At 44.9% G+C, this 22,535-nt stretch carries 12 protein-coding genes and 1 pseudogene; 7 read left to right on the forward strand and 6 right to left on the reverse strand.

Translation table 11 applies throughout. The features are described 5' to 3' along the window. Positions 1 to 142: 142 nt before the first annotated feature. The gene (crtD, locus tag BV375_RS27605) at positions 143 to 1,675 is read left to right on the forward strand and encodes a C-3',4' desaturase CrtD (protein WP_086766425.1); all 1,533 of its coding nucleotides are present in this window, start codon (positions 143 to 145) and stop codon (positions 1,673 to 1,675) included. A 448-nt stretch (positions 1,676 to 2,123) separates the two neighbouring features. Here crtD and BV375_RS27610 read toward each other — a convergent pair whose 3' ends face one another. The 3 genes from BV375_RS27610 to BV375_RS27620 all read right to left on the reverse strand — a co-directional run bounded on the left by BV375_RS27610 (position 2,124) and on the right by BV375_RS27620 (position 6,047). Continuing rightward, the gene (locus tag BV375_RS27610; RefSeq protein WP_086766426.1) at positions 2,124 to 4,181 is read right to left on the reverse strand and encodes a chromosome segregation ATPase; all 2,058 of its coding nucleotides are present in this window, start codon (positions 4,179 to 4,181) and stop codon (positions 2,124 to 2,126) included. Between the two features lie 153 nt (positions 4,182 to 4,334). Continuing rightward, positions 4,335 to 5,240 carry an Hsp33 family molecular chaperone HslO gene (gene hslO / locus BV375_RS27615; protein WP_086766428.1) on the reverse strand — a complete coding sequence of 302 codons (906 nt, stop codon included), beginning with the start codon at positions 5,238 to 5,240 and terminating at the stop codon, positions 4,335 to 4,337. 375 nt (positions 5,241 to 5,615) lie between these two features. After that, positions 5,616 to 6,047 (reverse strand): hypothetical protein, encoded by a 432-nt coding sequence (locus BV375_RS27620; RefSeq protein WP_086766430.1) that lies wholly within the window; start codon positions 6,045 to 6,047, stop codon positions 5,616 to 5,618. A gap of 196 nt (positions 6,048 to 6,243) precedes the next feature. Here BV375_RS27620 and BV375_RS27625 point away from each other — a divergent pair, with 196 nt between their 5' ends. Continuing rightward, the gene (locus BV375_RS27625; protein WP_086766432.1) at positions 6,244 to 6,627 is read left to right on the forward strand and encodes a hypothetical protein; all 384 of its coding nucleotides are present in this window, start codon (positions 6,244 to 6,246) and stop codon (positions 6,625 to 6,627) included. A 67-nt stretch (positions 6,628 to 6,694) separates the two neighbouring features. Here BV375_RS27625 and BV375_RS27630 read toward each other — a convergent pair whose 3' ends face one another. The 3 genes from BV375_RS27630 to hisD all read right to left on the reverse strand — a co-directional run bounded on the left by BV375_RS27630 (position 6,695) and on the right by hisD (position 10,107). Further along, entirely contained in the window at positions 6,695 to 8,029 is a 1,335-nt protein-coding gene (locus BV375_RS27630) for an HlyD family efflux transporter periplasmic adaptor subunit (protein WP_086766434.1), read from the reverse strand. A gap of 169 nt (positions 8,030 to 8,198) precedes the next feature. After that, on the reverse strand, positions 8,199 to 8,624 hold the full coding sequence (locus BV375_RS27635) for a universal stress protein (protein WP_086766436.1): 426 nt from the start codon (positions 8,622 to 8,624) through the stop codon (positions 8,199 to 8,201). Between the two features lie 181 nt (positions 8,625 to 8,805). Next, positions 8,806 to 10,107, reverse strand: a complete 1,302-nt coding sequence (gene hisD, locus BV375_RS27640; RefSeq protein ID WP_086766438.1) for a histidinol dehydrogenase — start codon at positions 10,105 to 10,107, stop codon at positions 8,806 to 8,808. A 976-nt stretch (positions 10,108 to 11,083) separates the two neighbouring features. On the opposite strand from hisD, the gene rpsT reads away from it, so the two are divergent. From rpsT to BV375_RS27665, 5 genes and pseudogenes are all read left to right on the forward strand, one after another. Further along, positions 11,084 to 11,380, forward strand: coding sequence for a 30S ribosomal protein S20 (gene rpsT / locus BV375_RS27645; RefSeq protein WP_086766657.1), 297 nt, complete (start codon positions 11,084 to 11,086; stop codon positions 11,378 to 11,380). Positions 11,381 to 11,441: 61 nt separating this feature from the next. Continuing rightward, the gene (locus BV375_RS27650; RefSeq protein WP_086766440.1) at positions 11,442 to 12,227 is read left to right on the forward strand and encodes a TatD family hydrolase; all 786 of its coding nucleotides are present in this window, start codon (positions 11,442 to 11,444) and stop codon (positions 12,225 to 12,227) included. Between the two features lie 800 nt (positions 12,228 to 13,027). Beyond that, positions 13,028 to 16,327 carry a DNA-directed RNA polymerase subunit beta gene (gene rpoB, locus BV375_RS27655; protein WP_086766659.1) on the forward strand — a complete coding sequence of 1,100 codons (3,300 nt, stop codon included), beginning with the start codon at positions 13,028 to 13,030 and terminating at the stop codon, positions 16,325 to 16,327. Between the two features lie 68 nt (positions 16,328 to 16,395). Further along, positions 16,396 to 16,518: a hypothetical protein gene (locus BV375_RS38875; RefSeq protein ID WP_279432973.1), complete on the forward strand. Its 123-nt coding sequence runs from the start codon at positions 16,396 to 16,398 to the stop codon at positions 16,516 to 16,518. A gap of 33 nt (positions 16,519 to 16,551) precedes the next feature. Next, positions 16,552 to 22,503 (forward strand): annotated as a pseudogene (locus tag BV375_RS27665) (DNA-directed RNA polymerase subunit beta''). The last annotated feature ends 32 nt before the right edge of the window (positions 22,504 to 22,535 follow it).

Here is a 22,535-nt window from a genome sequence, read left to right on the forward strand (position 1 = left end):
TTCTTTTCTGTAGAAACGATTACATATATTTTTTTAGTACTGAGTTTCTTTACGAATTAACTGTTTGAGGAGCAAATTATTCAGTTCAACAGCGTTGTAAAATTATGAATAGTAATATTAAGAATTATAAAAATCAATATCAATGTCCAGGTTTTCGCTTGACAAAAAAGCATCCCGTGTCATCGTCATTGGTGCGGGAATTGGTGGTTTGACTGCTGGAGCATTATTAGCTCATAGAGGTTACAGCGTCTTAATTGTGGATCAAGCCCTTGTACCTGGAGGTTGTGCTTCCACGTTTAAACGCAAAGGATTTACCTTTGATGTGGGAGCAACCCAAGTCGCGGGGTTGGAAGTAGGAGGAATCCATCACCGGATTTTCTCAGAATTGAAAATAGATATTCCCGAAGCGACACCTTGCGATCCGGCTTGTGCAGTTTACCTCCCAGGCGAATCAACCCCAATCAACGTCTGGCGCGACCCAGAAAAATGGCGAGAAGAACGTCAACGACAGTTCCCAGGTAGCGAACCATTTTGGCAGTTGCTGGCAACTTTGTTTCAAGCTAGCTGGGAATTTCAAGGACGCGATCCGGTGCTACCGCCACGCAGTTTATGGGATTTGTGGCAGTTAGTTCAAGCAGTACGTCCAAGTACACTAATTACTGTCCCCTTTACCTTGTTTACCGTAGGCGATGCGCTACGGCTATATGGACTAGAGAACGATCGCCGTTTGCGGACTTTTTTAGATTTACAACTCAAGCTGTATTCCCAAGTCAATGCGGAAGAAACGGCTTTACTTTATGCTGCAACTGCACTCAGCGTATCGCAACTACCCCAAGGTTTATTTCACCTCCAAGGTAGTATGCAGGTATTAAGCGATCGCCTAGTAGAATCTTTAGAAAGAGATGGTGGCAAATTATTACTGCGCCACACTGTCGAAAAAATTACCGTCGAAAATAATCAAGCCACAGCTGTAACGATTCGCAATCAGCAAAACGGTGAAGTCTGGACAGAAATAGCTGACCACATAGTTGCTAATGTTACTGTACAAAACCTAGTACAACTATTGGGCGAACAGGCTCCATCTGGCTATAAACAGCGAGTAGAAAAATTACCCGCAGCATCCGGTGCGTTTGTTGTGTATTTAGGTGTAGACGCCAGCGCAATTCCTCCTGAATGTCCTCCCCACCTGCAATTTTTATACAATGCCGATGGGCCAATTGGGGAAAATAATTCGCTATTTGTCTCTGTCAGTCATCCCGGAGATGGTCGCGCACCGGATGGTAAAGCGACAATTATTGCTTCGTCTTTTGTAGATCCACTGAGGTGGGAGCAGACTGAGAATTATGCACAACTGAAGCAGAAGTATACAGAAGAAGCGATCGCGCGTTTAGGGCAATACTTCTATCTCAAACCAGAAACGATAGTGCATCAAGAAGCGGCCACACCCCGAACCTTTGCTCATTACACAGCACGCGATCGCGGTATAGTCGGTGGCATCGGTCAACGCATACCTACCTTTGGCCCCTTTGGTTTTGCCAATCGTACACCTATCAACCATCTCTGGTTAGTTGGCGACTCTACCCACCCAGGTGAAGGGACGGCGGGAGTGAGTTACTCAGCGTTGACAGTGGTTAGGCAAATAGCCAGTAATGAGGCAAAAGTCAAAAGTCGTTAGGAACCGGTCATTTGTCATTTTTTCTCCTGCTTCCTTGTCGCAACTTCTCATACCAATTCCCGAAAATCCTGATACAAATAAATTTTTCGTAGGGGTTTAGCATTGCTCATACGTGTCAACTTAAGTTAAAAATAGCCTCACGCTAGGCCTCATCGCCCGCCTGGGAATCAATTCCCAGGCTAATAGCGAAAGTCTACTAAAGTAGACTCAAGATTTTGGGCGATATCTAGTCATCTTTAGATGACTTTTGCTATGAGCAAGGAACTTCAGTTCCTTGCGGAATGTGGGTTTTGCGTTAAATTGACACGTATGTATGAGCATTGCTAAACCCGGAAGCGCGTATTTTTATCATTATTAAGGTGAAATGGTATGAGTTCCTTTTTTCAATACAAAGCAGGAGTACAGTATGCTGTACTCCTAGCTCATACAGACGCAGAAAAATTCCAGATTACAATCCAGTAATAGTCGGTAACGGCTGCGATTGTTGAGGCACTGGCTGAGGCTCAGGATTAAGAAATTGCCGCCAAGTTCTAATTTGCTCTTGTGCCGCACTATAGGCAGAACTACCTCTGGGAACCAATTTAGCAGTCTCAATCCCCTTATAGATGTCAGACTGTCCCTGAGATCGGGCAATATCTAACAACTGCTGACTCCATTGATCAATGGCTATATTGGCATCCATACGTAAAATATTACGTCGGGGAACCTGTTGGGCTAATTGTATAGCATCCACCAAGGCTTGTGGCGTACCAGCTAGTGCTGTATCCCGCGCTTTCTGCCAGCTTTCTTTGGCGCGAATTTGCCCTCGCCAATCATCTATAGCCTCTTGTGCTTCACCTGAAAGTGCTCGTCCCGATGATGCAATTTGTTCAGCTGCACTAATAGCAGCAGGCAAATTTCCATTCTGAGCTAAGTCTCTTGCTTGATCTAAGTAAGGCTGGTCTTGAATTCGCTGAATCTTCGCTGTCCAATTCCGGATTTTTCTGCGTGCTTCTGGATACAATGCACGACCAGTGCGGATTTGGCTAGCCTCGGATATCGCGGCTTGTAAAGAGTTAACATCTTCTAGCAGTGCTATTTGATCGGCACGCTCCAAGAAAGGTCGGTCTTGGATTGTCTCGACTTGGGCTTGCCAGCGTCCCGCTTCTTGTCTTGCTTCTGTAGCGCGGGGGTTACTATTGGGGATGAGCTGCGCTTGGGCGATCGCTGCTGTTAAATCGTTAACTGTTCCTTGACTAGCTAGAGTTCGTGCTTTTTCTAGGCGGGCAACATCTTCAATTTCCAACTGCCATCGAGCAATTAATTGCTGTGCTTTGTTATACACAGATCTATTTGGGGCGATTTGTTGTGCCTGGGAAATTGCTGTCTCTAAACCGGAAATATTACCGAGCCAAGCACTTCTTTGAGCTTCAGCTAAGCTGATAAAGTCTTCAACTTCCGTTTGCAGTCCAGTATTTTCGGGTATTTGTCTGGCAATATCTAGCGCTGTATCTGCATCCCGCTTATCCAAGTTCGACTGTGCCAAATCCAACATCTTATGTCCAAAGGTTGGAATTGACTCTTGAGCTTTCTGATAAACGTAACTACTCTGCCCAATTGCTTCAACGATTTTAATAGCTTCGAGTATCTTATCAGCGACACCACTGTTGGCTAAACTCTCAGCTTTGGCTAACTTTTCACCATCTTCTCTAGCTGTGGCAATTAGCTGATTTAATTGATCGTACTTAGTACTTGCCCAGTATTTATTGTCCAGACGCAGTAATTTAGCAGATAGCATAAAAGCCGATTGCCAGTGCCTTTCCCGCAATTCGGCTTCTGCTTCCTGGTAAATCTCTTCGCCTTTTGACCAGATCGACTGCCATTTAGTAATTTTTTCTTCTACCAATTTATACGCAGCTAGATCGTCAGGTATCTTACGAGCAGTTGCGATCGCCTCATCTAAGTTTCCTGCTTGAAAACTTTGATCGGCTAGTTGCAAAATATCCTGCGACCACCGTTCGATAAAACGATCTGCTTCTCCCCGCAAGGGATGGTTTTTTGGCAGTTGTTTTACTAGCCCGATTGCTTGCAGTAAATCGGTTACGGTTTGTTTAGAAGCCGCTAACTGAGCGCAGTGTAGGCGTACCGATTCACTAGCTAAGGGCCAGAAAATTTTTGGGCAGTTGGGAGCTGCTGGCAACTTGAATAACATTGCCATAGCCAAGAATCCTACTCCGCCGGGAATCAAGGTTAATAATACTAACCACAACACCCAGTTTTGCATCCAGCGGGGCAATTTACTGAAAATATAATTGGGTGAAACAGTTTTTTGTGACTGATTATTTAAAGGAAAGCCTTCGGAATTATTGTCTGTTTGCCGCTTCACTGACTTAGAGTTAGAACCAGTAGCTGGAATACCGAATAAATTAGTTTCACCGAATTGTTCTGTTTCGGATAATCTCTTAGTTTCATCCGGATCTCTGGATCTGCCTCGGGACCAACTGTCTGTAATATCCCGCTCTGTCATCTCTCACACCAAAATAATTGAATAGCGATCTGTTGTAGATCGATAATTCCATTGTTGCCATAGTAACTTTCTCACTATTAAAAAGCTACTTTTTTTATTATCTCTCTCCACAGATACCATTAACAATTTCAAAAATTAGTGCGCTTTTATACCTTAACCCGAAGCCGAAGATTCCGTCTGCAAATCGACAATTAACTGTGCCAACTGATCGCTGCTTGCCTGGTAAACTCGGCCGCAAAAGTCACAAGTTGCTTCAGCGCCATCATCTTTAACGATCATATCTTGTAGTTCGGCTTCTCCCAAAATTTTTAATGCCCCCAACATCCGGTCAAAGGAGCAACCACAGTGAAAGCGCAAGATTTGGCTTTCAGGAAAAATTTTTAGCCCCATATCTCCCAGTAGATCTGTGAAGATTTCTGGCAAAGTCTTACCTGCTTGCAACAATGGCGTAAATCCTGCCAAGCCTGCTACCCGTGATTCCAAGGTTGCTACTAAAGCTTCATCTCTGGCAGCTTTGGGTAACACTTGTACCAACAAGCCACCAGCAGCAGTTACCCCACCAGATCCAACAAATACACCTAAAACCATAGCTGAGGGTGTTTGTTCGGAACTTACTAGGTAATGAGCCACATCATCACCGATTTCACCAGAAACCAGTTCTACAGTACTAGAGTAAGGGTAACCATAACCAATATCCCGCACAACATACAGGAAGCCCTTACCCACCGCACCACCAACATCTAACTTACCTTTAGCATTAGGCGGTAATTCCACAAATGGGTTGCCTACATAGCCACGTACCGTGCCATCTAACCCAGCATCCACCAAAATGCCACTCAAAGGTCCGTCACCCTTTACTCGGACGTTTACCCTAGACCCAGTTCGCTTCATACTAGAAGCCATCAACAAGCCTGCTGCCATAGTCCGACCCAGTGCTGCCGTTGCCACATAGGATAGGTTGTGACGCTGTCTTGCTTCCTCTGTGAGGCGCGTAGTGATCGCACCTACGGCTCGAATCCCATCTTCGGCTGCCGTGGCGCGAATTAATTGATCCGCCATGAAAAACCTTACCAAATAGTATCTTACTAAACGTCCCTGCTGTGAGGCATGGGAATGAAAGTACTATTTAGTATAACTTAGTATAACTAAACTAAACTTAAACATAATCATTTGCTACTAAGCTGGGAGAAAAGTATTTCTCATTACCATTTTTAAAGATCCAAATTCCCAACTGTTTTAAGAAGTTGGGAATCTCATTTTTTACTGAAGATGAGCGATAGCAATTTTGTATAATTATTTGCTGCTAATATTAATAGCAATCAGTGCTCCTGATAAGCAAGCTCATGTTTTTTGAAATTGATGCTTTCTGAGCAATGAGCACCTAAGGGCTGCTCTAAATTTTATTGAATGTATTCTATGTACTAGAGCATCAATTTACGATTCGGTATTGTCAGTTGGATTAGGTTCTCGCCGCCACTGCTTGAGGATCAGTGCTGACCAGAAAATAAATCCTAATATCGCTAAACTAGTTAACCCATCAGTCCAGATAAAGAGATGCATCTTCGCTGAGAAGTGTGATAGAGTTCCATAAAAGTAATGTCCTGGGCTTGCTATACCTGTGAATGAGTAGACCGATAAACAGCCATAAGCCAGCCAAAAAATTCGATATTTATACAACCAATATCCAGTGATTCCTATGGCTGTCAGAATGAGCCACGATTGATAAATTGAAGAGGCTGTAATCCAGACTGGTTGAGGATATTGCTCAATGAATAGATAATTATCAGTAAAGTGAATAGCTGTAGAAATAATACTGGCAATTACCAGAATTTTCAATAACCTCTGATATTTGACCTCAAGATTCATAATTTGTGTTCCTCAAATTTAAATTTACTTACTGCACACTAGCAATGTAAATTGCTATAAGTAAATTACAGATGACACAAGTCATAAGGTGTAAATTGAATTATTGGAGGTCTACAATAAATATTTGAAACTATTGTTTTATACTGTATTTGCTATAAAATAACAACTTATTTGGGTTGAGTGCAATCCTCCAAAAATGCTGGGTACTTTTCAACAAAGCCAACTGCGAATAGAAATCGAAGCGTCAGCAAGTGCAATTCACGACAGTCTACTGCGTCCTGTGCAATTACAAAAATGGCTGTTAGGGCAACGCTTTGCCTCCGGGATGCCAGAAGAACTACACTCAGGTTTTCAGTTTACTACCTGGACTGGGCCAGTCGCGATTCATCATCAAGTAAACGTCGCTAAACCTAATTGCCTACGCTTTTTACTGAGTGGAGGAATTGATGGTTTTCACGAATGGTATTGGGGAGAAGGTTGGGTGCAGTCTCGCTTAGAAGGAGTTTCAATGCTACCCCTAAATTTAGGACAAACCTTAAGTTTGTTAAGTTTACGTCAGTTTTTGGCGATTCAGAAGTAATAATTTGAAAGCTTAAGAGTAAAAGACTAAAGCCCTGACTGCGAACTTACCATTCTTCACGGTTAATCTACAAATCTGTTAGCAACCTTGCTTTTCTTAACATAAATGTCAATAATGTTTCTTCTTGAGCAACAATGTCGGCTGTAACCTCCATACCAGCTTGAATGGTATATGATTGATTGCCTTTGATCAGATAAACTCTCTCTGGCTCGATTGTTATCTCATAGTAAGGCTGATCTAGAAGATTATTGTGAACTTGCGGTGTAAATGTATCAGTAGTTATGCCTCTAACAGCACCATTGAGTGTGCCATAATCCGGGTAAGGATAGGCTGAGAACTGCATAATGACTTTACCCTGTGTACATTCACTTACCTGGGTAGCTTTGCAGATACGCACTTTGCTAATATCAGCAGCAGCTACATTGGCTTTAATCAATAAAGGCGCTTGATTGGGGGAGATTTGAGCGATCGCATCCCCAGATCTCACCACCTGTCCAGCATTTCTAATTTCTAGTTTTAGAATAGTACCTGTGTCTGAGGCCCGAATTATAGTTTTTTGCAGTTCTGTTGAGACTTGTTTCAATTCTGTTTGAGCAGTGCTGATTTGGTTTTGGATTTCAATTTGACGGCGAATTAATTCTTCTTGTTCTTTCTTCAAAATTGCGAGGGTAGATTCACCCTTGGCTTTTTCTTGGGCAATGCGTTCAGTGGCGATCACCACTGTCGCATTACTAGGGTTAAGTCCAGCCTTGGTGCGTTCTAATCTAGCCAGCGCCGCTTTAAAAGTCTGTTCTTTCTCCTTAATTTGTAGAGTTGCGATCGCGCCTGTATTTCCCAACTGTTGATATCGCTTCATTTCCTCCCTAGCCAATTCTAAAGAGGCTTCTGCTTCTTGCACTTGTGTCTGAGTAGTAATCTTTTGGTCTTGATAATCCCGTTGGTTGCGAATTAAGTCAGCTTGAGCAGAGGCGATCGCCCTTTGCATGGAATTGGATTCAGCCGTGATTTGTGTTTGTAGGGCCTTGATTTGGGCAGCGATTTGTGATAGCTGTAAATCATTCTGCCGAATAGTACTAATAATTTGGCTTTTTTTGGTTTCAAGTTGAGAAGAGTCGATGTAAGCGATCGCATCCCCCTGACTCACTACCTGATTTTCTTTAACTAAAATACTTTTGACGATTCCCTCACTAGTTGCTTGTACTAACCGTACATCGCCAGCAGGGCGGACTGTAGCTGGTACTTTAACAGTGATATTGTATCGAGTCAGTGCAGCTAGGATCACTGCTGCACCCACAGTCCCAATAAGAAAGAAGCCCCCTAATATTGTCCAAAGGCTAATTGGCGGCAGAAATTGGTCACTGCTGATTGGGCGAATTAAGTCTGGACTGGGTTCGCTATGCATGAGCGCCAGGATGTGTAGGCAGTATATCAATTTACACACAAATAACCCAGTAGAGTCAATGGAATTACTACTGGGTTATCTGAGGCTGCCTGAATTTAACTCTAATTTTCGGCAGTTAACACTTACTCAACTGTTAACTTTAACGCTGAAAATTTGCCTTTATTTGATTCTAATTTGGCTTCACCACTAACACTGAACAACCAGCTTCTTCTACCACTTGACTACTAACAGAACCTTGGACAATTCGCTTCATCCCAGTTAATCCACGACTGCCAATGACTATTAAATCAGCCTTGTAAATATTGGCAAGGCGAATAATCTCGTCAGCCGGATCGCCAGTTACTAGTTCTAATTCGCTTTTAACTGACAAATTTTCTTGGTATGATTGCAGCTGTTTTTCAATATGGAAAAAAGAAAATGTTGGTGACTCTGAATGAGGTCGATCAGCGGGTAATTCCATCTCTGACTCTGGTGTAGAAAACACATGGCAAAGAATAACTTTGGTGTCTTGTGACAAAACAAACTCGTCTAAACTCTGAATTACTCGTTCTGCAATTTCCGAACCGTCCAGAGCTACCAAAATAGTTTTTAGCACCGCTCCCGTCTCCTCAAGAGTAGACCTCTTAAATAAATCCCTGGTAAAGTTTATTGGTAACTACACCAATAATTTTCCAGATGTTAACCGAGTTTATATAGTACTCAATTCCCCAAACTTCTAGTTTCTAGGCAGTGAGTAACTTTTACCAAAAGTATAAGCAAAAATTTAGCATTCTCAATCACTCTTCACGCTGAATTCTGCGTCGTACTGAATCGGCATGAGATGGTAGACCTTCTACTGCTGCTAGTATGTCAATTGTACCAGCCACCTTTTCGAGTGCCGTCTGTGAGTATTGGATAATACTAGAGTGTTTGAGGAAAGTTTCCACACCCAGTGCTGAAGCGTAGCGGGCAGCACCAGAAGTTGGCAAGGTGTGATTTGGTCCTGCCAAATAGTGCCCTACCGCTTCTGGTGTTGAGTCACCCAAAAAGATTGCCCCAGCATGGCGAATTTTTGGCAGTAATTCCCAAGGGTCTTGAATTTCTAATTCCAGATGTTGAGGCGCAAACTCATTTGAGAATTCTGCTGCTGCTTCTAGGGATTCCACAATCACAATCAAACCATAATGAGCGATCGCTTTTTCTGTGTCTATACGCCGTGGATGATCTACCAGTTGCCTTTCCACGGCTACTTGTACGTTTTTAGCCAAAGCAGCATCCGTAGTCAGCAAAATCGCTGCCGCCATTGGGTCGTGTTCGGCTGGTGCTAATAAGTCAGCGGCAATATGTACGGGATTTGCGGTCTCATCAGCAATAATTAGCACCTCACTTGGCCCTGCCAAACAATCAATGCCAACGTTACCGTATACTAGTTTTTTTGCCAAAGTGACATATATATTGCCTGGACCGACAATCAGATTCACTTTTGGAATCGTTTCTGTACCATAGGCTAAAGCCGCGATTGCCTGTGCGCCCCCAACACGATAAATTTCGTGGATTCCGGCTTCTTGGGCAGCTACCAACACAGCCGGATGAATTGCTTTTCCTACGCCTGGCGGTGTTACGATTACCACCCTAGGTACACCAGCTACTTTTGCTGGAATTGCATTCATCAGTACTGTACTAGGATAGACAGCACGACCACCAGGCACATACAAGCCTGCACGATCCACTGGAGTGTAGCGTTTGCCCAGCACTACATCGTTATCGCCAAAGTGTACCCAGCTTTTTGGTATTCGCTGGCTGTGAAACGCTTCAATTTGTTGGCAAGCCAGCCGAATTGCCGCCAGCAATTCCTTGGACACTTGTTGGTAAGCCGCATCCAGTTCTAAGCCTGTAACACGCAGTTCCTCTGGCTTGAGGGTTTCGTTGTCAAATTCGGCTGTATAATGCAACACAGCTTTGTTACCTTGGCGCTTCACTGCTTGTAACACTTCTCGCACCGTCGCCTCTTTGTGAAGCACCTGTTCGTCATGAGTGCGATCGCAGATACGTTGTAGTTCTGCTCTAACGTCTGCCTGCTGAGTAATAATTCGCAGCATGGAGTAAGGACAATGCCAAAATTTAGAATGTTCCCGCCTGAGAATTAGTCTTGCTTTTTCCCAAAGGAGGTACCAAGCTTACTCTAATTCTCTTCTCTAGCTTAACCTGGATTTTTTTGATACTTCCAGGTTCTTAGATCTGGGTTGCTTGAGTAGGCGACTTCATTACTCAATCTGACAAGCCCAGTCTTGGCTTGCAGTAGGGAATAGGCGTGCCAATTCCTACTACCCTTTTACCCAATCCATTAATTACTTGCCAAAATGGATATAGTGTGTTTACACATCGACTCGCTCTGAATTGGAAATGAGTTAGGGTCTGAGTATAATTTTTACTTACTTTTCCTGATTGTAGTAGCTAAAAATGTATAGAAACTCGATCAGTTGTTTCTCTCAATTTCAACCTTGAACTTCAGGAGTTTTACAGTTTTTTGCTTTCGACAATATATCCTGATGTATAAGACAGACCGCATTATCAGCCTAACTTCCAACTCATCCAAATGGTGAGCTAGAATAATTATATTGGAGTAACTTATATTAACGTATTTCTCAGGTCGACAGCAGGCCTTACCATCCTTTAAAGGTCAAAGCTCAAAAAGTTGTAGTTTCAGAGTCGGTAATGCCCACCAAAATTATGAACCAGGTGTAACAAGGAGCCTGTGTTCCTTGGCAGAAGCGAATATCTGATTTGGTTATTTCTTATCAGAGTCCGAATTTCAACTAAATAATTTCTCTTCTTCTCCTTGTTCTAACTACAGAGCTAAATAAGGTTACAACGAAAGTTAGCGCTGTGACTGCTAGTGGAAAGATTAACCAGCTTCTAACTCAGTGTCGTTGCCATTTTTTCCCGACCCGCTGCCAGCTATCAAGAAAACTGAGACCATAATATTTTTCGGAAATCTTAACATTGGCAATATGGATGCTATATTAGTAAATCTAGTAGTGTGTGTACATATTAATAGTCTTTTTGGAACTGACTGTGGCGAATACAAAGTCTTCTCTTAAGCGCGCCGGAATCGCAGAACGCAATCGACTGCGTAATAAAGCATATAAATCAGCTGTCAAGACGCTGATGAAGAAATACCTGAATGCAGTAGAAGTGTATTCAGCTAATCCTACTCCCGAGTTAAATCAACAAGTACAGGAGAGATTGGCTGAGGCTTACAGCAAAATTGATAAAGCCGTAAAGCGAGGTGTGCTTCACCCCAACAACGGGGCAAGGAAAAAGTCAAGATTGGCTCATAAACTCAAAGCACTTACACAAACAGCACAGTAGTCCAAAATCATTCAGTCATTAGTCCTGTGCTAATGACAATGACTAATGACTTTTAACTAAGATGCAGCTAATTGACACCCACGTTCACATCAATTTTGACGTTTTCCAGCCGGATTTAGCAGCAGTGCGATTGCGATGGCAAGAAGCAGGTGTAGTACGTTTAATACATTCTTGTGTAGAGCCATCAGAATTTTCCAGTATCCAAGCCATAGCGCACGAGTTTCCCGAACTCAGCTTTGCCGTAGGTTTGCATCCTCTAGATGCTAAACAATGGAATAGCCAGACAGCTGATGAAATATTAACTTTGGCTCGTTCTGACTCGAAAGTAGTAGCGATGGGAGAAATGGGGCTGGATTTGCACAAAGCAGATAATTATGAGCAACAGCGAATGGTATTTGAGGCGCAACTAGCAATTGCCAGTGAACTCAAGTTACCTGTAATTATCCACTGCCGTGATGCAGCACCCCAAGTCAGAGAAGTGTTGCAAAAATGGCGAGAACAAAAAGGAGATAGTGTTCGGGGTGTGATGCATTGTTGGGGTGGAACACCAGAAGAAGCGCAATGGTTTATTGACTTAGGCTTCTACATTAGTTTTAGTGGGACAGTTACATTCAAAAATGCCAAGCAGATCCAATCTACAGCCACTATGGTGAGGAGCGATCGCCTGCTAATTGAAACAGACTGTCCTTTTCTGGCTCCAGTTCCTAAACGAGGCGCAGGTAGAAATGAGCCAGCCTACGTCCGTTATGTAGCAGAGTACCTAGCTCAGCTGCGTGGTGAGACGGTAGAGGCGATTGCAAACCAAACCACCCAGAATGCTTGTGAATTATTTGGTCTTGTACTATAGAGTTTCTCAGTAACTGTGTCTGGGTATGTAAAAAAAATAAAACCTTAGGAGGACAAGAATATGCTAAAATTATTTCCTCCAAAACATTTTGCTTGCGCCATAATGATAAAGGAAGGAAATTAAAACTCCTGAGCTTAATTTTGGGCTGTTACCAACTTGATCATTCCAATTCTGAAAGAACTCACCCTCTGGGTGTCTACGCTCCTTCTCCGCAGGGGTTGACCATCCTCCTCTCTCTACAAGCGGATGTTATTAGACGATCTCAAAGCCTGATAATCTGGTGTTGATCTACAATCTTTCAGAAGTTTCCCTTTTCCGTATTTACCCTATAGAAAACTGTTAAACGTAATTGCCTTGTGAGTATAACCCAGCAAGATAAACCCATACTAAATCAGAGTCGGTTACAAGCCGATCGGTTCCTTAGTCTTAGGATATCATCGTGAATTTAAATATAGAGGGGTAGTGACGACACAACAGTATAAAGCTGCGGAGGCTAATTAACGCGGTTTTGGGAGGGGAAGTGACGAAAGCAAATTTAATTTCAGACTATCTCAGCCATCTGCTATTGAGAAATCAATCTAGTAGCTGGTTATTAGTTATAATTGTCACTCCATGAAGGGTGTTTTCCCCCTTGTCAAGATAGCACTTTCCCGCTTTAATTTCTGCGTTTGCCCACACCTGTAAATCTCAGGTGGTCGTAAGGAGAAGTTCCCAAACAGCTACGGACACTGGCTAGCGGTGGGAAACGTCAAAAAGCAGTGTCCAATGGTAAGTTTAACCAGGTTGACAAAGGTAGAGGCATGACGAACGAAACATATATGGAACCCGCCTTTCTGTTGCCCGACTTGATTGAAATCCAGCGTTCAAGCTTCCGTTGGTTTTTAGAAGAAGGGCTAATAGAAGAACTTAACTCCTTTAGTCCGATCACAGACTACACTGGCAAACTAGAGCTGCACTTTTTAGGTCAAAACTACAAACTCAAAGAACCGAAGTACAGTGTCGAAGAAGCCAAACGGCGGGATAGTACCTATGCCGTACAAATGTATGTCCCCACACGGCTACTCAACAAAGAAACTGGGGATATCAAAGAACAAGAAGTCTTTATTGGCGATCTGCCTTTGATGACTGATCGTGGCACCTTTATTATTAATGGAGCCGAACGGGTAATCGTCAACCAAATTGTGCGATCGCCTGGAGTTTATTACAAATCGGAAATTGATAAAAACGGACGACGCACCTATTCAGCTAGCTTAATTCCTAACCGAGGGGCATGGCTGAAATTTGAAACAGACCGTAACGATTTGGTGTGGGTACGGATTGATAAAACCCGTAAACTATCAGCCCAAGTACTATTAAAAGCTCTGGGTTTATCAGATAACGAAATTTTTGACGCTTTACGTCACCCTGAATATTTTCAAAAAACCATCGAAAAAGAAGGGCAATTTTCCGAAGAAGAAGCCCTGATGGAGTTGTATCGCAAATTGCGTCCTGGTGAACCACCTACAGTATTGGGTGGACAACAACTGTTAGACTCCCGATTCTTCGATCCCAAACGTTACGATTTGGGTCGTGTGGGGCGGTACAAGCTCAACAAAAAATTACGGCTATCTGTCCCCGACACCATGCGCGTCTTGACTCCAGGGGATATCCTGGCAGCAGTAGACTACCTAATTAACCTAGAATATGATATTGGTAATATTGATGACATTGATCACTTAGGTAATCGCCGTGTGCGAAGTGTCGGTGAACTACTGCAAAACCAAGTGCGGGTAGGCTTAAACCGCTTAGAGAGAATCATTAGAGAACGGATGACTGTATCCGATGCGGAAGTCCTTACCCCAGCGTCCCTAGTCAATCCCAAACCTCTGGTAGCCGCAATTAAAGAGTTCTTTGGCTCCAGCCAATTAAGTCAGTTCATGGATCAAACCAATCCTCTAGCAGAACTGACCCACAAACGCCGTCTCTCTGCTCTTGGCCCTGGTGGTTTAACTAGAGAACGGGCTGGGTTTGCTGTCCGGGATATTCACCCCAGTCACTACGGGCGGATTTGCCCAATTGAAACACCAGAAGGACCCAATGCGGGTTTAATTGGCTCCTTAGCAACTCATGCGCGGGTAAACCAATACGGCTTTTTGGAAACCCCCTTTAGACCTGTAGAAAATGCCCGGGTGAGGTTTGACCTGCCGCCAGTTTACATGACCGCCGATGAAGAAGACGACCTGCGAGTCGCTCCAGGGGATATACCGGTTGATGAAAATGGCCTGATCATTGGTCCTCAAGTACCAGTGCGCTATCGCCAAGAATTCTCCACCACCACCCCAGAGCAAGTGGACTATGTAGCTGTATCTCCGGTACAGATTGTATCTGTAGCTACAAGTATGATCCCATTCTTGGAGCATGACGACGCTAACCGCGCGCTCATGGGTTCCAACATGCAACGGCAAGCAGTACCCCTGCTCAAACCAGAGCGTCCGTTAGTAGGCACTGGCTTAGAAGCCCAAGGTGCAAGGGACTCCGGGATGGTAATTGTATCCCGCACCGATGGCGATGTGGTTTATGTTGATGCCACAGAAATACGTGTACGAGTTAAAAACTCAACTTCTGAAATTAAGTACACTCTTTCTAAGTATCAGCGCTCCAACCAAGACACCTGCCTCAACCAAAAACCCCTTGTGCGTACAGGTGAGCGAGTTGTTGCTGGTCAGGTATTAGCTGATGGCTCTTCCACAGAAGGTGGAGAATTAGCCTTAGGGCAAAATATCGTCGTCGCGTATATGCCTTGGGAAGGCTACAACTACGAAGACGCAATTTTGATTTCCGAAAGATTAGTTCAGGACGATGTCTACACCTCAATTCACATTGAAAAATATGAAATTGAGGCACGCCAGACGAAGCTGGGTCCTGAAGAAATTACACGAGAAATTCCCAATGTTGGGGAAGATGCTCTACGTCAACTAGACGAACAGGGAATCATTCGTATTGGCGCTTGGGTAGAAGCCGGAGATATCTTAGTTGGAAAAGTCACACCTAAAGGTGAATCTGACCAACCCCCAGAAGAAAAACTGCTGCGGGCGATTTTCGGTGAAAAAGCACGAGATGTGCGGGATAACTCCCTGCGAGTTCCTAACGGCGAAAAAGGGCGCGTTGTTGACGTACGTCTGTTTACCCGTGAGCAAGGGGATGAACTGCCACCAGGAGCCAACATGGTAGTTCGGGTGTATGTAGCCCAGAAGCGGAAAATCCAAGTCGGCGACAAAATGGCAGGACGGCACGGTAACAAGGGAATTATTTCCCGCATCTTGCCCTTGGAAGATATGCCTTACTTGCCCGATGGTTCCCCAGTGGATATCGTTCTCAACCCCTTGGGTGTACCCAGTCGGATGAATGTCGGACAGGTATTTGAGTGTCTGTTGGGATGGGCAGGTCAGAACTTGGGCGTGCGGTTTAAGATTACTCCCTTTGATGAAATGTATGGGGAAGAGTCATCCCGCCGGATTGTACATGGCAAATTGCAAGAAGCACGAGATGAAACTGGCAGAAATTGGGTATACAACCCCGATGATCCTGGCAAAATCATGGTGTTTGATGGTCGTACAGGCGAACCCTTTGACCGTCCTATAACCGTGGGCGTAGCTTATATGTTGAAGCTAGTGCATTTGGTTGATGACAAAATTCACGCCCGGTCTACAGGACCCTACTCCCTGGTTACCCAACAACCCTTGGGTGGGAAAGCGCAACAAGGTGGTCAGCGTTTCGGAGAAATGGAAGTGTGGGCATTGGAAGCCTTTGGTGCAGCTTACACCTTGCAGGAATTGTTGACAGTTAAATCTGACGATATGCAAGGACGGAATGAAGCCCTCAACGCCATTGTTAAAGGTAAGGCAATCCCCAGACCCGGAACACCAGAGTCCTTTAAAGTGTTGATGCGAGAACTGCAATCCTTAGGGTTAGATATTGCCGTCCACAAAGTAGAAACCCAAGCAGATGGCAGTTCTTTAGATGTGGAAGTCGATTTGATGGCAGACCAATCAGCCCGTCGCACACCGCCTCGACCCACCTATGAATCTCTTTCCCGTGAATCACTGGAAGATGACGAGTAAACATTAGGTAATAGGGTATGGGTGATAGGGAAACGGCATAAATATTAATGCCTAATGCCCGATGCCCAATGACGCCAGTTCGACGCCACTTGCTTCAACGGGGGGAACCCTTGCAACGCAGTGGCTCCTCAAGTCGGGAAACCCGCCCACGCGACTGGCTCCCCAATGCCAAATTTCAACCTAAAAACTAAATATACTCATAACTCAGAACTCAGTACTTAAGTATGAGAAACGCCCAAACTAATCAGTTTGACTACGTTAAAATCGGCTTGGCATCGCCAGAACGCATTCGGCAATGGGGCGAACGCACTTTGCCTAACGGTCAGGTTGTCGGTGAAGTTACCAAGCCAGAGACAATTAATTACCGTACTCTCAAGCCGGAGATGGACGGCTTATTCTGCGAACGCATCTTTGGTCCAGCAAAAGATTGGGAATGTCATTGCGGTAAATATAAAAGAGTGCGTCACAGAGGTATAGTCTGCGAACGCTGTGGTGTTGAAGTTACCGAGTCACGGGTGCGCCGACACCGCATGGGATATATTAAACTCGCTGCCCCAGTGGCACACGTTTGGTATCTCAAAGGTATTCCTAGCTATATTTCCATTCTGCTAGATATGCCCCTGCGGGATGTAGAGCAAATTGTCTATTTCAACTCTTATGTTGTTCTTAGCCCAGGTAACGCCGAAACTTTAACCTACAAACAGCTTCTTAGTGAAGACCAGTGGCTGGAAATTGAAGACCAAATTTATAGTGAAGATTCCCAGCTACAAGGTGTAGAGGTAGGTATTGGTGCTGAGGCTCTGTTGCACTTGCTCGCCGATATTAATTTAGAACAAGAAGCCGAAAGCCTGCGCGAAGAAATTGGTAATGCTAAAGGGCAAAAGCGGGCAAAGTTAATTAAACGATTGCGGGTAATTGACAACTTCATCGCCACAGGTTCTAAACCAGAGTGGATGGTGATGGCAGTGATTCCTGTAATTCCCCCTGACTTACGTCCAATGGTGCAATTAGATGGTGGTCGGTTTGCTACCAGCGATTTGAATGATTTGTATCGACGCGTAATTAATCGAAATAATCGTCTGGCACGCCTACAAGAAATTTTGGCACCAGAAATTATTGTGCGGAACGAAAAGCGGATGTTGCAAGAGGCAGTAGACGCTTTAATTGATAACGGTCGTCGGGGACGCACTGTTGTAGGAGCAAATAACCGTCCTTTAAAATCTTTGTCCGACATTATTGAGGGTAAGCAAGGACGCTTCCGGCAAAACTTGTTGGGTAAACGGGTTGACTACTCTGGTCGTTCCGTAATTGTAGTCGGGCCAAAACTCAATATCCATCAGTGCGGTTTACCTAGGGAAATGGCAATTGAGCTATTTCAACCTTTTGTGATCAATCGCTTGATTCGCAGCGGCATGGTCAACAACATCAAAGCCGCCAAAAAGCTCATATCTCGCAACGATCCTAGTGTTTGGGATGTTCTAGAAGAAGTGATTGAAGGGCACCCAGTACTGCTTAACCGGGCACCAACACTGCACCGTTTGGGGATTCAGGCATTTGAACCAATTTTAGTGGAGGGTAGAGCAATTCAACTCCATCCATTAGTCTGTCCGGCATTTAACGCTGACTTTGACGGCGACCAAATGGCGGTACATGTCCCCCTGTCTTTAGAAAGTCAGGCAGAAGCGCGGTTGTTGATGCTGGCTTCTAACAATATATTGTCGCCAGCTACCGGAAAACCAATTATCACACCCAGCCAAGACATGGTCTTGGGGGCATATTACTTAACCGCAGAAAATCCCGATGCTACCAAAGGGGCGGGACGGTATTTTGCTTCTCTCGACGATGTAATTATGGCTTTCCAGCAAGAGCAAATTGACTTGCACGCTTATATCTATGTGCGGTTTGACGGAGAAGTAGAATCAGACGGGCCAGATACAGAACCGCTAGAAGTCACTGAAAACAGCGATGGCAGCCGGACTTTACTCTATAAATTCCGCCGAGTCAGAGAAGACGCTAAGGGGAATTTGCTGTCTCAGTATGTCCGCACCACACCAGGTCGCGTTATTTACAACAAGGCAATTCAGGAAGCACTGGCAAGCTAACTTGGGGATGAATCACTAATGACTAATGAAAACACGATTTTTCGCAATCGCGTAGTTGATAAAGGCCAATTGAGAAATCTGATTTCTTGGGCTTTTGTAAATTACGGTACAGCACGTACCGCAGTCATGGCGGACAAGTTGAAAGACTTGGGATTTCGCTACGCCACTAAAGCTGGGGTTTCCATCAGTGTAGATGATTTGATGGTGCCACCTTCTAAGCGATCGCTGCTAGAAGCAGCAGAAGAAGAAATTCGCGCTACCGAAGCCCGTTATCAACGCGGAGAAATCACAGAAGTCGAACGCTTCCAAAAAGTAATTGATACGTGGAACGGTACCAGTGAAGCTCTCAAAGACGAAGTAGTCGTTCACTTTAAAAAAACCAATCCCCTCAACTCCGTATACATGATGGCATTCTCCGGTGCACGGGGTAACATCTCCCAAGTCCGGCAGTTGGTGGGAATGCGGGGATTGATGGCAGACCCCCAAGGGGAAATTATTGATCTACCGATTAAAACCAACTTCCGCGAAGGACTCACCGTCACGGAATACATTATTTCGTCTTACGGTGCGCGAAAAGGTTTGGTAGATACCGCCTTGCGGACGGCTGACTCTGGTTATCTTACTCGTCGTCTGGTGGACGTATCCCAGGATGTGATTATCCGGGAATTTGATTGCGGTACTACTAGAGGTATTCCCATACGGGCAATGGTAGAAGGTGGAAAAACTAAAATTCCTCTAGCTACACGTTTACATGGAAGGGTAATAGCTGAAGATGTAGTGCACCCCACTACAAAAGAAGTGATAGCCCCACGCAATACCCCAGTTTCAGATGAATTGTCCGCAAAAATTCAAAAATCTGGCGTAACCGAAGTCTTTGCGCGATCGCCCTTGACTTGTGAAGCGGCACGTTCGGTTTGCCAACACTGTTACGGCTGGAGTTTAGCCCATGCCAAAATGGTAGACTTAGGCGAAGCCGTCGGGATTATTGCCGCCCAAAGTATCGGGGAACCTGGAACGCAGCTAACCATGCGGACATTCCACACTGGTGGTGTGTTTACTGGGGAAGTAGCACAGCAAGTACGCTCAAAAATTGATGGTACTGTCAAGATTCCTCGGAAACTGAAAGTCAGACCATATCGCACTCGCCACGGTGAAGAGGCCCTATATGTTGAAGCTAACGGTATCCTGCATCTGGAACCAAAAAAAGAAGGAACCGATACCCCACCTCACCAAGAGGTACATCTAACACAAGGTTCGACACTTTATGTCTTCGACGGACACCAAGTAAAACAGGGTCAGTTGCTGGCAGAAGTTGCCCTCGGTGGACGGACAACTCGTGCTAATACCGAAAAAGCGGTGAAAGATGTAGCCACAGACTTGGCTGGAGAAGTACAGTTTGCCGAAGTTGTTCCCGAACAAAAAACGGACCGCCAAGGCAATACCACCACCACAGCCGCCAGGGGTGGTTTGATTTGGATTTTGTCTGGAGAAGTATACAACTTACCTCCGGGTGCAGAATTAGTTGTTAAAAATGGAGATGCGATCGCCTCAAATGGTGTATTGGCAGAAACCAAATTAACTACTTTACATGGTGGTGCAGTCCGTTTGCCAGAAGCTACTCCCGGCAAGAGTACCAGAGAAATTGAGATTATCACTGCTTCTGTAGTCCTAGACCAAGCCACAGTCACCGTTCAAAGCTCTCAAGGTCGCAACAACTACCTAGTCTCCACTGGTAATAACCAAGTATTTAACCTCAGAGCCACTCCAGGCACAAAAGTGCAAAATGGTCAAGTCGTAGCCGAATTAATTGATGACCGCTATCGCACCACCACTGGGGGCTTTCTGAAGTTCGCTGGCGTAGAAGTCCAGAAAAAAGGTAAAGCCAAGCTAGGTTATGAAGTGGTACAGGGAGGCACCTTGCTATGGATTCCCGAAGAAAGCCACGAAGTCAATAAAGACATCTCCTTGCTGTTGGTGGAAGACGGACAGTTTGTCGAAGCTGGTACCGAAGTAGTTAAGGATATCTTTTGCCAAAATAGCGGTGTGGTGGAAGTCACCCAGAAAAACGACATCTTACGGGAAGTCGTAATTAAGCCAGGTGAACTGCTGATGGTAGACGATCCCGAAGCAGTCATTGGGCGAGACAACACTTTCATTCAGCCAGGTGAAGAATTCCAAGGTACAGTCGCCACCGAATTGCGCTACATCCAGTATGTGGAGTCACCAGAAGGTCCAGCGCTCTTGAGCCGTCCAGTAGTAGAGTTTGCCGTTCCTAGCAATCCAGATGTGCCTTCTACTACATCTGTAAGCCAACAAACTGGGCGTTCAATTCAATTACGGGCAGTACAAAGACTACCTTACAAAGATTCCGAACGTGTCAAGTCTGTGGAAGGTGTAGAGCTGCTACGTACCCAACTAGTCTTGGAAATCGAGCAGGAAGGCGAACATGACCATAATGCTTCTCCCCTAGCTGCTGATATTGAATTAGTAGCCGATACCGAAGACCCAGATGTTCAACGCTTGCAGTTGGTGATTTTGGAATCCTTAGTAATTCGTCGGGATATCGCGGCCGATGCTACTCAAGGTAGTACCCAAACCTCACTGGAAGTACAGGATGGGCAAAGCATCGCCCCTGGTGCAGTAGTCGCCCGTACCCAAATCTTGTGTAAAGAAGGGGGTACAGTACGGGGTGTACAAAAAGGCTCAGAAAATGTCCGCCGCTGTTTGGTATTACGTGATAGTGTTGACAAAATTACAATCAATACTAACGTCCAACCCACTGTGAAAGCAGGAGATTTGCTAGTTGAAGGTGCAGAAATTGCCCCTGGAGTCTTTGCTCCCGAATCTGGGCAAGTCATAAATGTCAAAAATACTGCGGCTGCGGCTGTGACTGGTGAATCGGCTCTCAGTACTCAAAAATACTCGGTTTCTCTCCGCGTTGGTCGTCCCTATCGAGTCAGCCCTGGTGCTGTCTTGCAGATAGAAGATGGTGATTTGGTACAGCGTGGTGATAATTTGGTGTTGCTAGTATTTGAACGTGCTAAAACTGGGGACATTATTCAAGGTTTGCCCCGGATTGAGGAACTCCTAGAAGCCCGCAAACCCAAAGAAGCTTGTATCTTATGTCGTCGTGCTGGCGAAGTGAAGGTAGTTTACGGCGATGGCGATGAAGCGATCGCAATTAAGGTAGTAGAACCCAATGGAGTAGTCACAGATTATCCCCTCGGACCTGGACAGAATTTAGTGGTGACAGATGGCTCTCATGTAGTAGCGGGACAACCCCTGACTGATGGTCCTTCCAACCCCCACGAAATTTTGGAAATCTTCTTTAGCCTGGGTTCTGAAGATGGAGTCTATGCTTGTGCTAGCCATGCTTTACAGAAAGTGCAAACATTTCTCGTGAACGAAGTGCAGTTAGTATATCAGTCCCAAGGTATTGATATTGCTGACAAACACATAGAAGTGATTGTTCGCCAGATGACTAATAAAGTCCGGATTGATGATGGTGGAGACACCACCATGCTTCCTGGCGAATTGGTCGAATTGCGCCAAGTTGAGCAGGTAAATGAAGCAATGGCAATTACTGGCGGTGCGCGGGCACAGTATACTCCCGTATTGTTAGGGATAACTAAAGCATCTTTAAACACCGATAGCTTTATTTCCGCTGCTTCCTTCCAAGAAACCACCAGGGTATTAACTGAAGCCGCCATTGAAGGCAAATCTGACTGGCTGCGGGGATTAAAAGAAAACGTGATTATCGGACGATTGATTCCTGCTGGGACTGGGTATAACGCCTACGAAGAAACAGGAGCAATTGATGACTACGCTGCACTGGAAAGTACCAGTGTCTTAGATGAAGTTGATGATCCGTTAGATATGGTGCTAGATGACCGGACAGCTCGCACCTATAATTTAGATTCTCCTTCTCTTGTCGAACCTACATTTGGCAGTAGACGTGCAGAACGGTCTATTTTGGATGATGATGACTTGATTGCTGATGAGGTCACTGATCTTGTAGAAGAAGACGATGAGGATGACTACGAGGAAGACGACGAAGACGATTACGAAGAATAACCGTAAGCGTTAAGTAGTGCTGCGGAATTGAA

It is taken from the genome of Nostoc sp. 106C (assembly GCF_002154725.1).
Lineage (GTDB): Bacteria > Cyanobacteriota > Cyanobacteriia > Cyanobacteriales > Nostocaceae > Aulosira.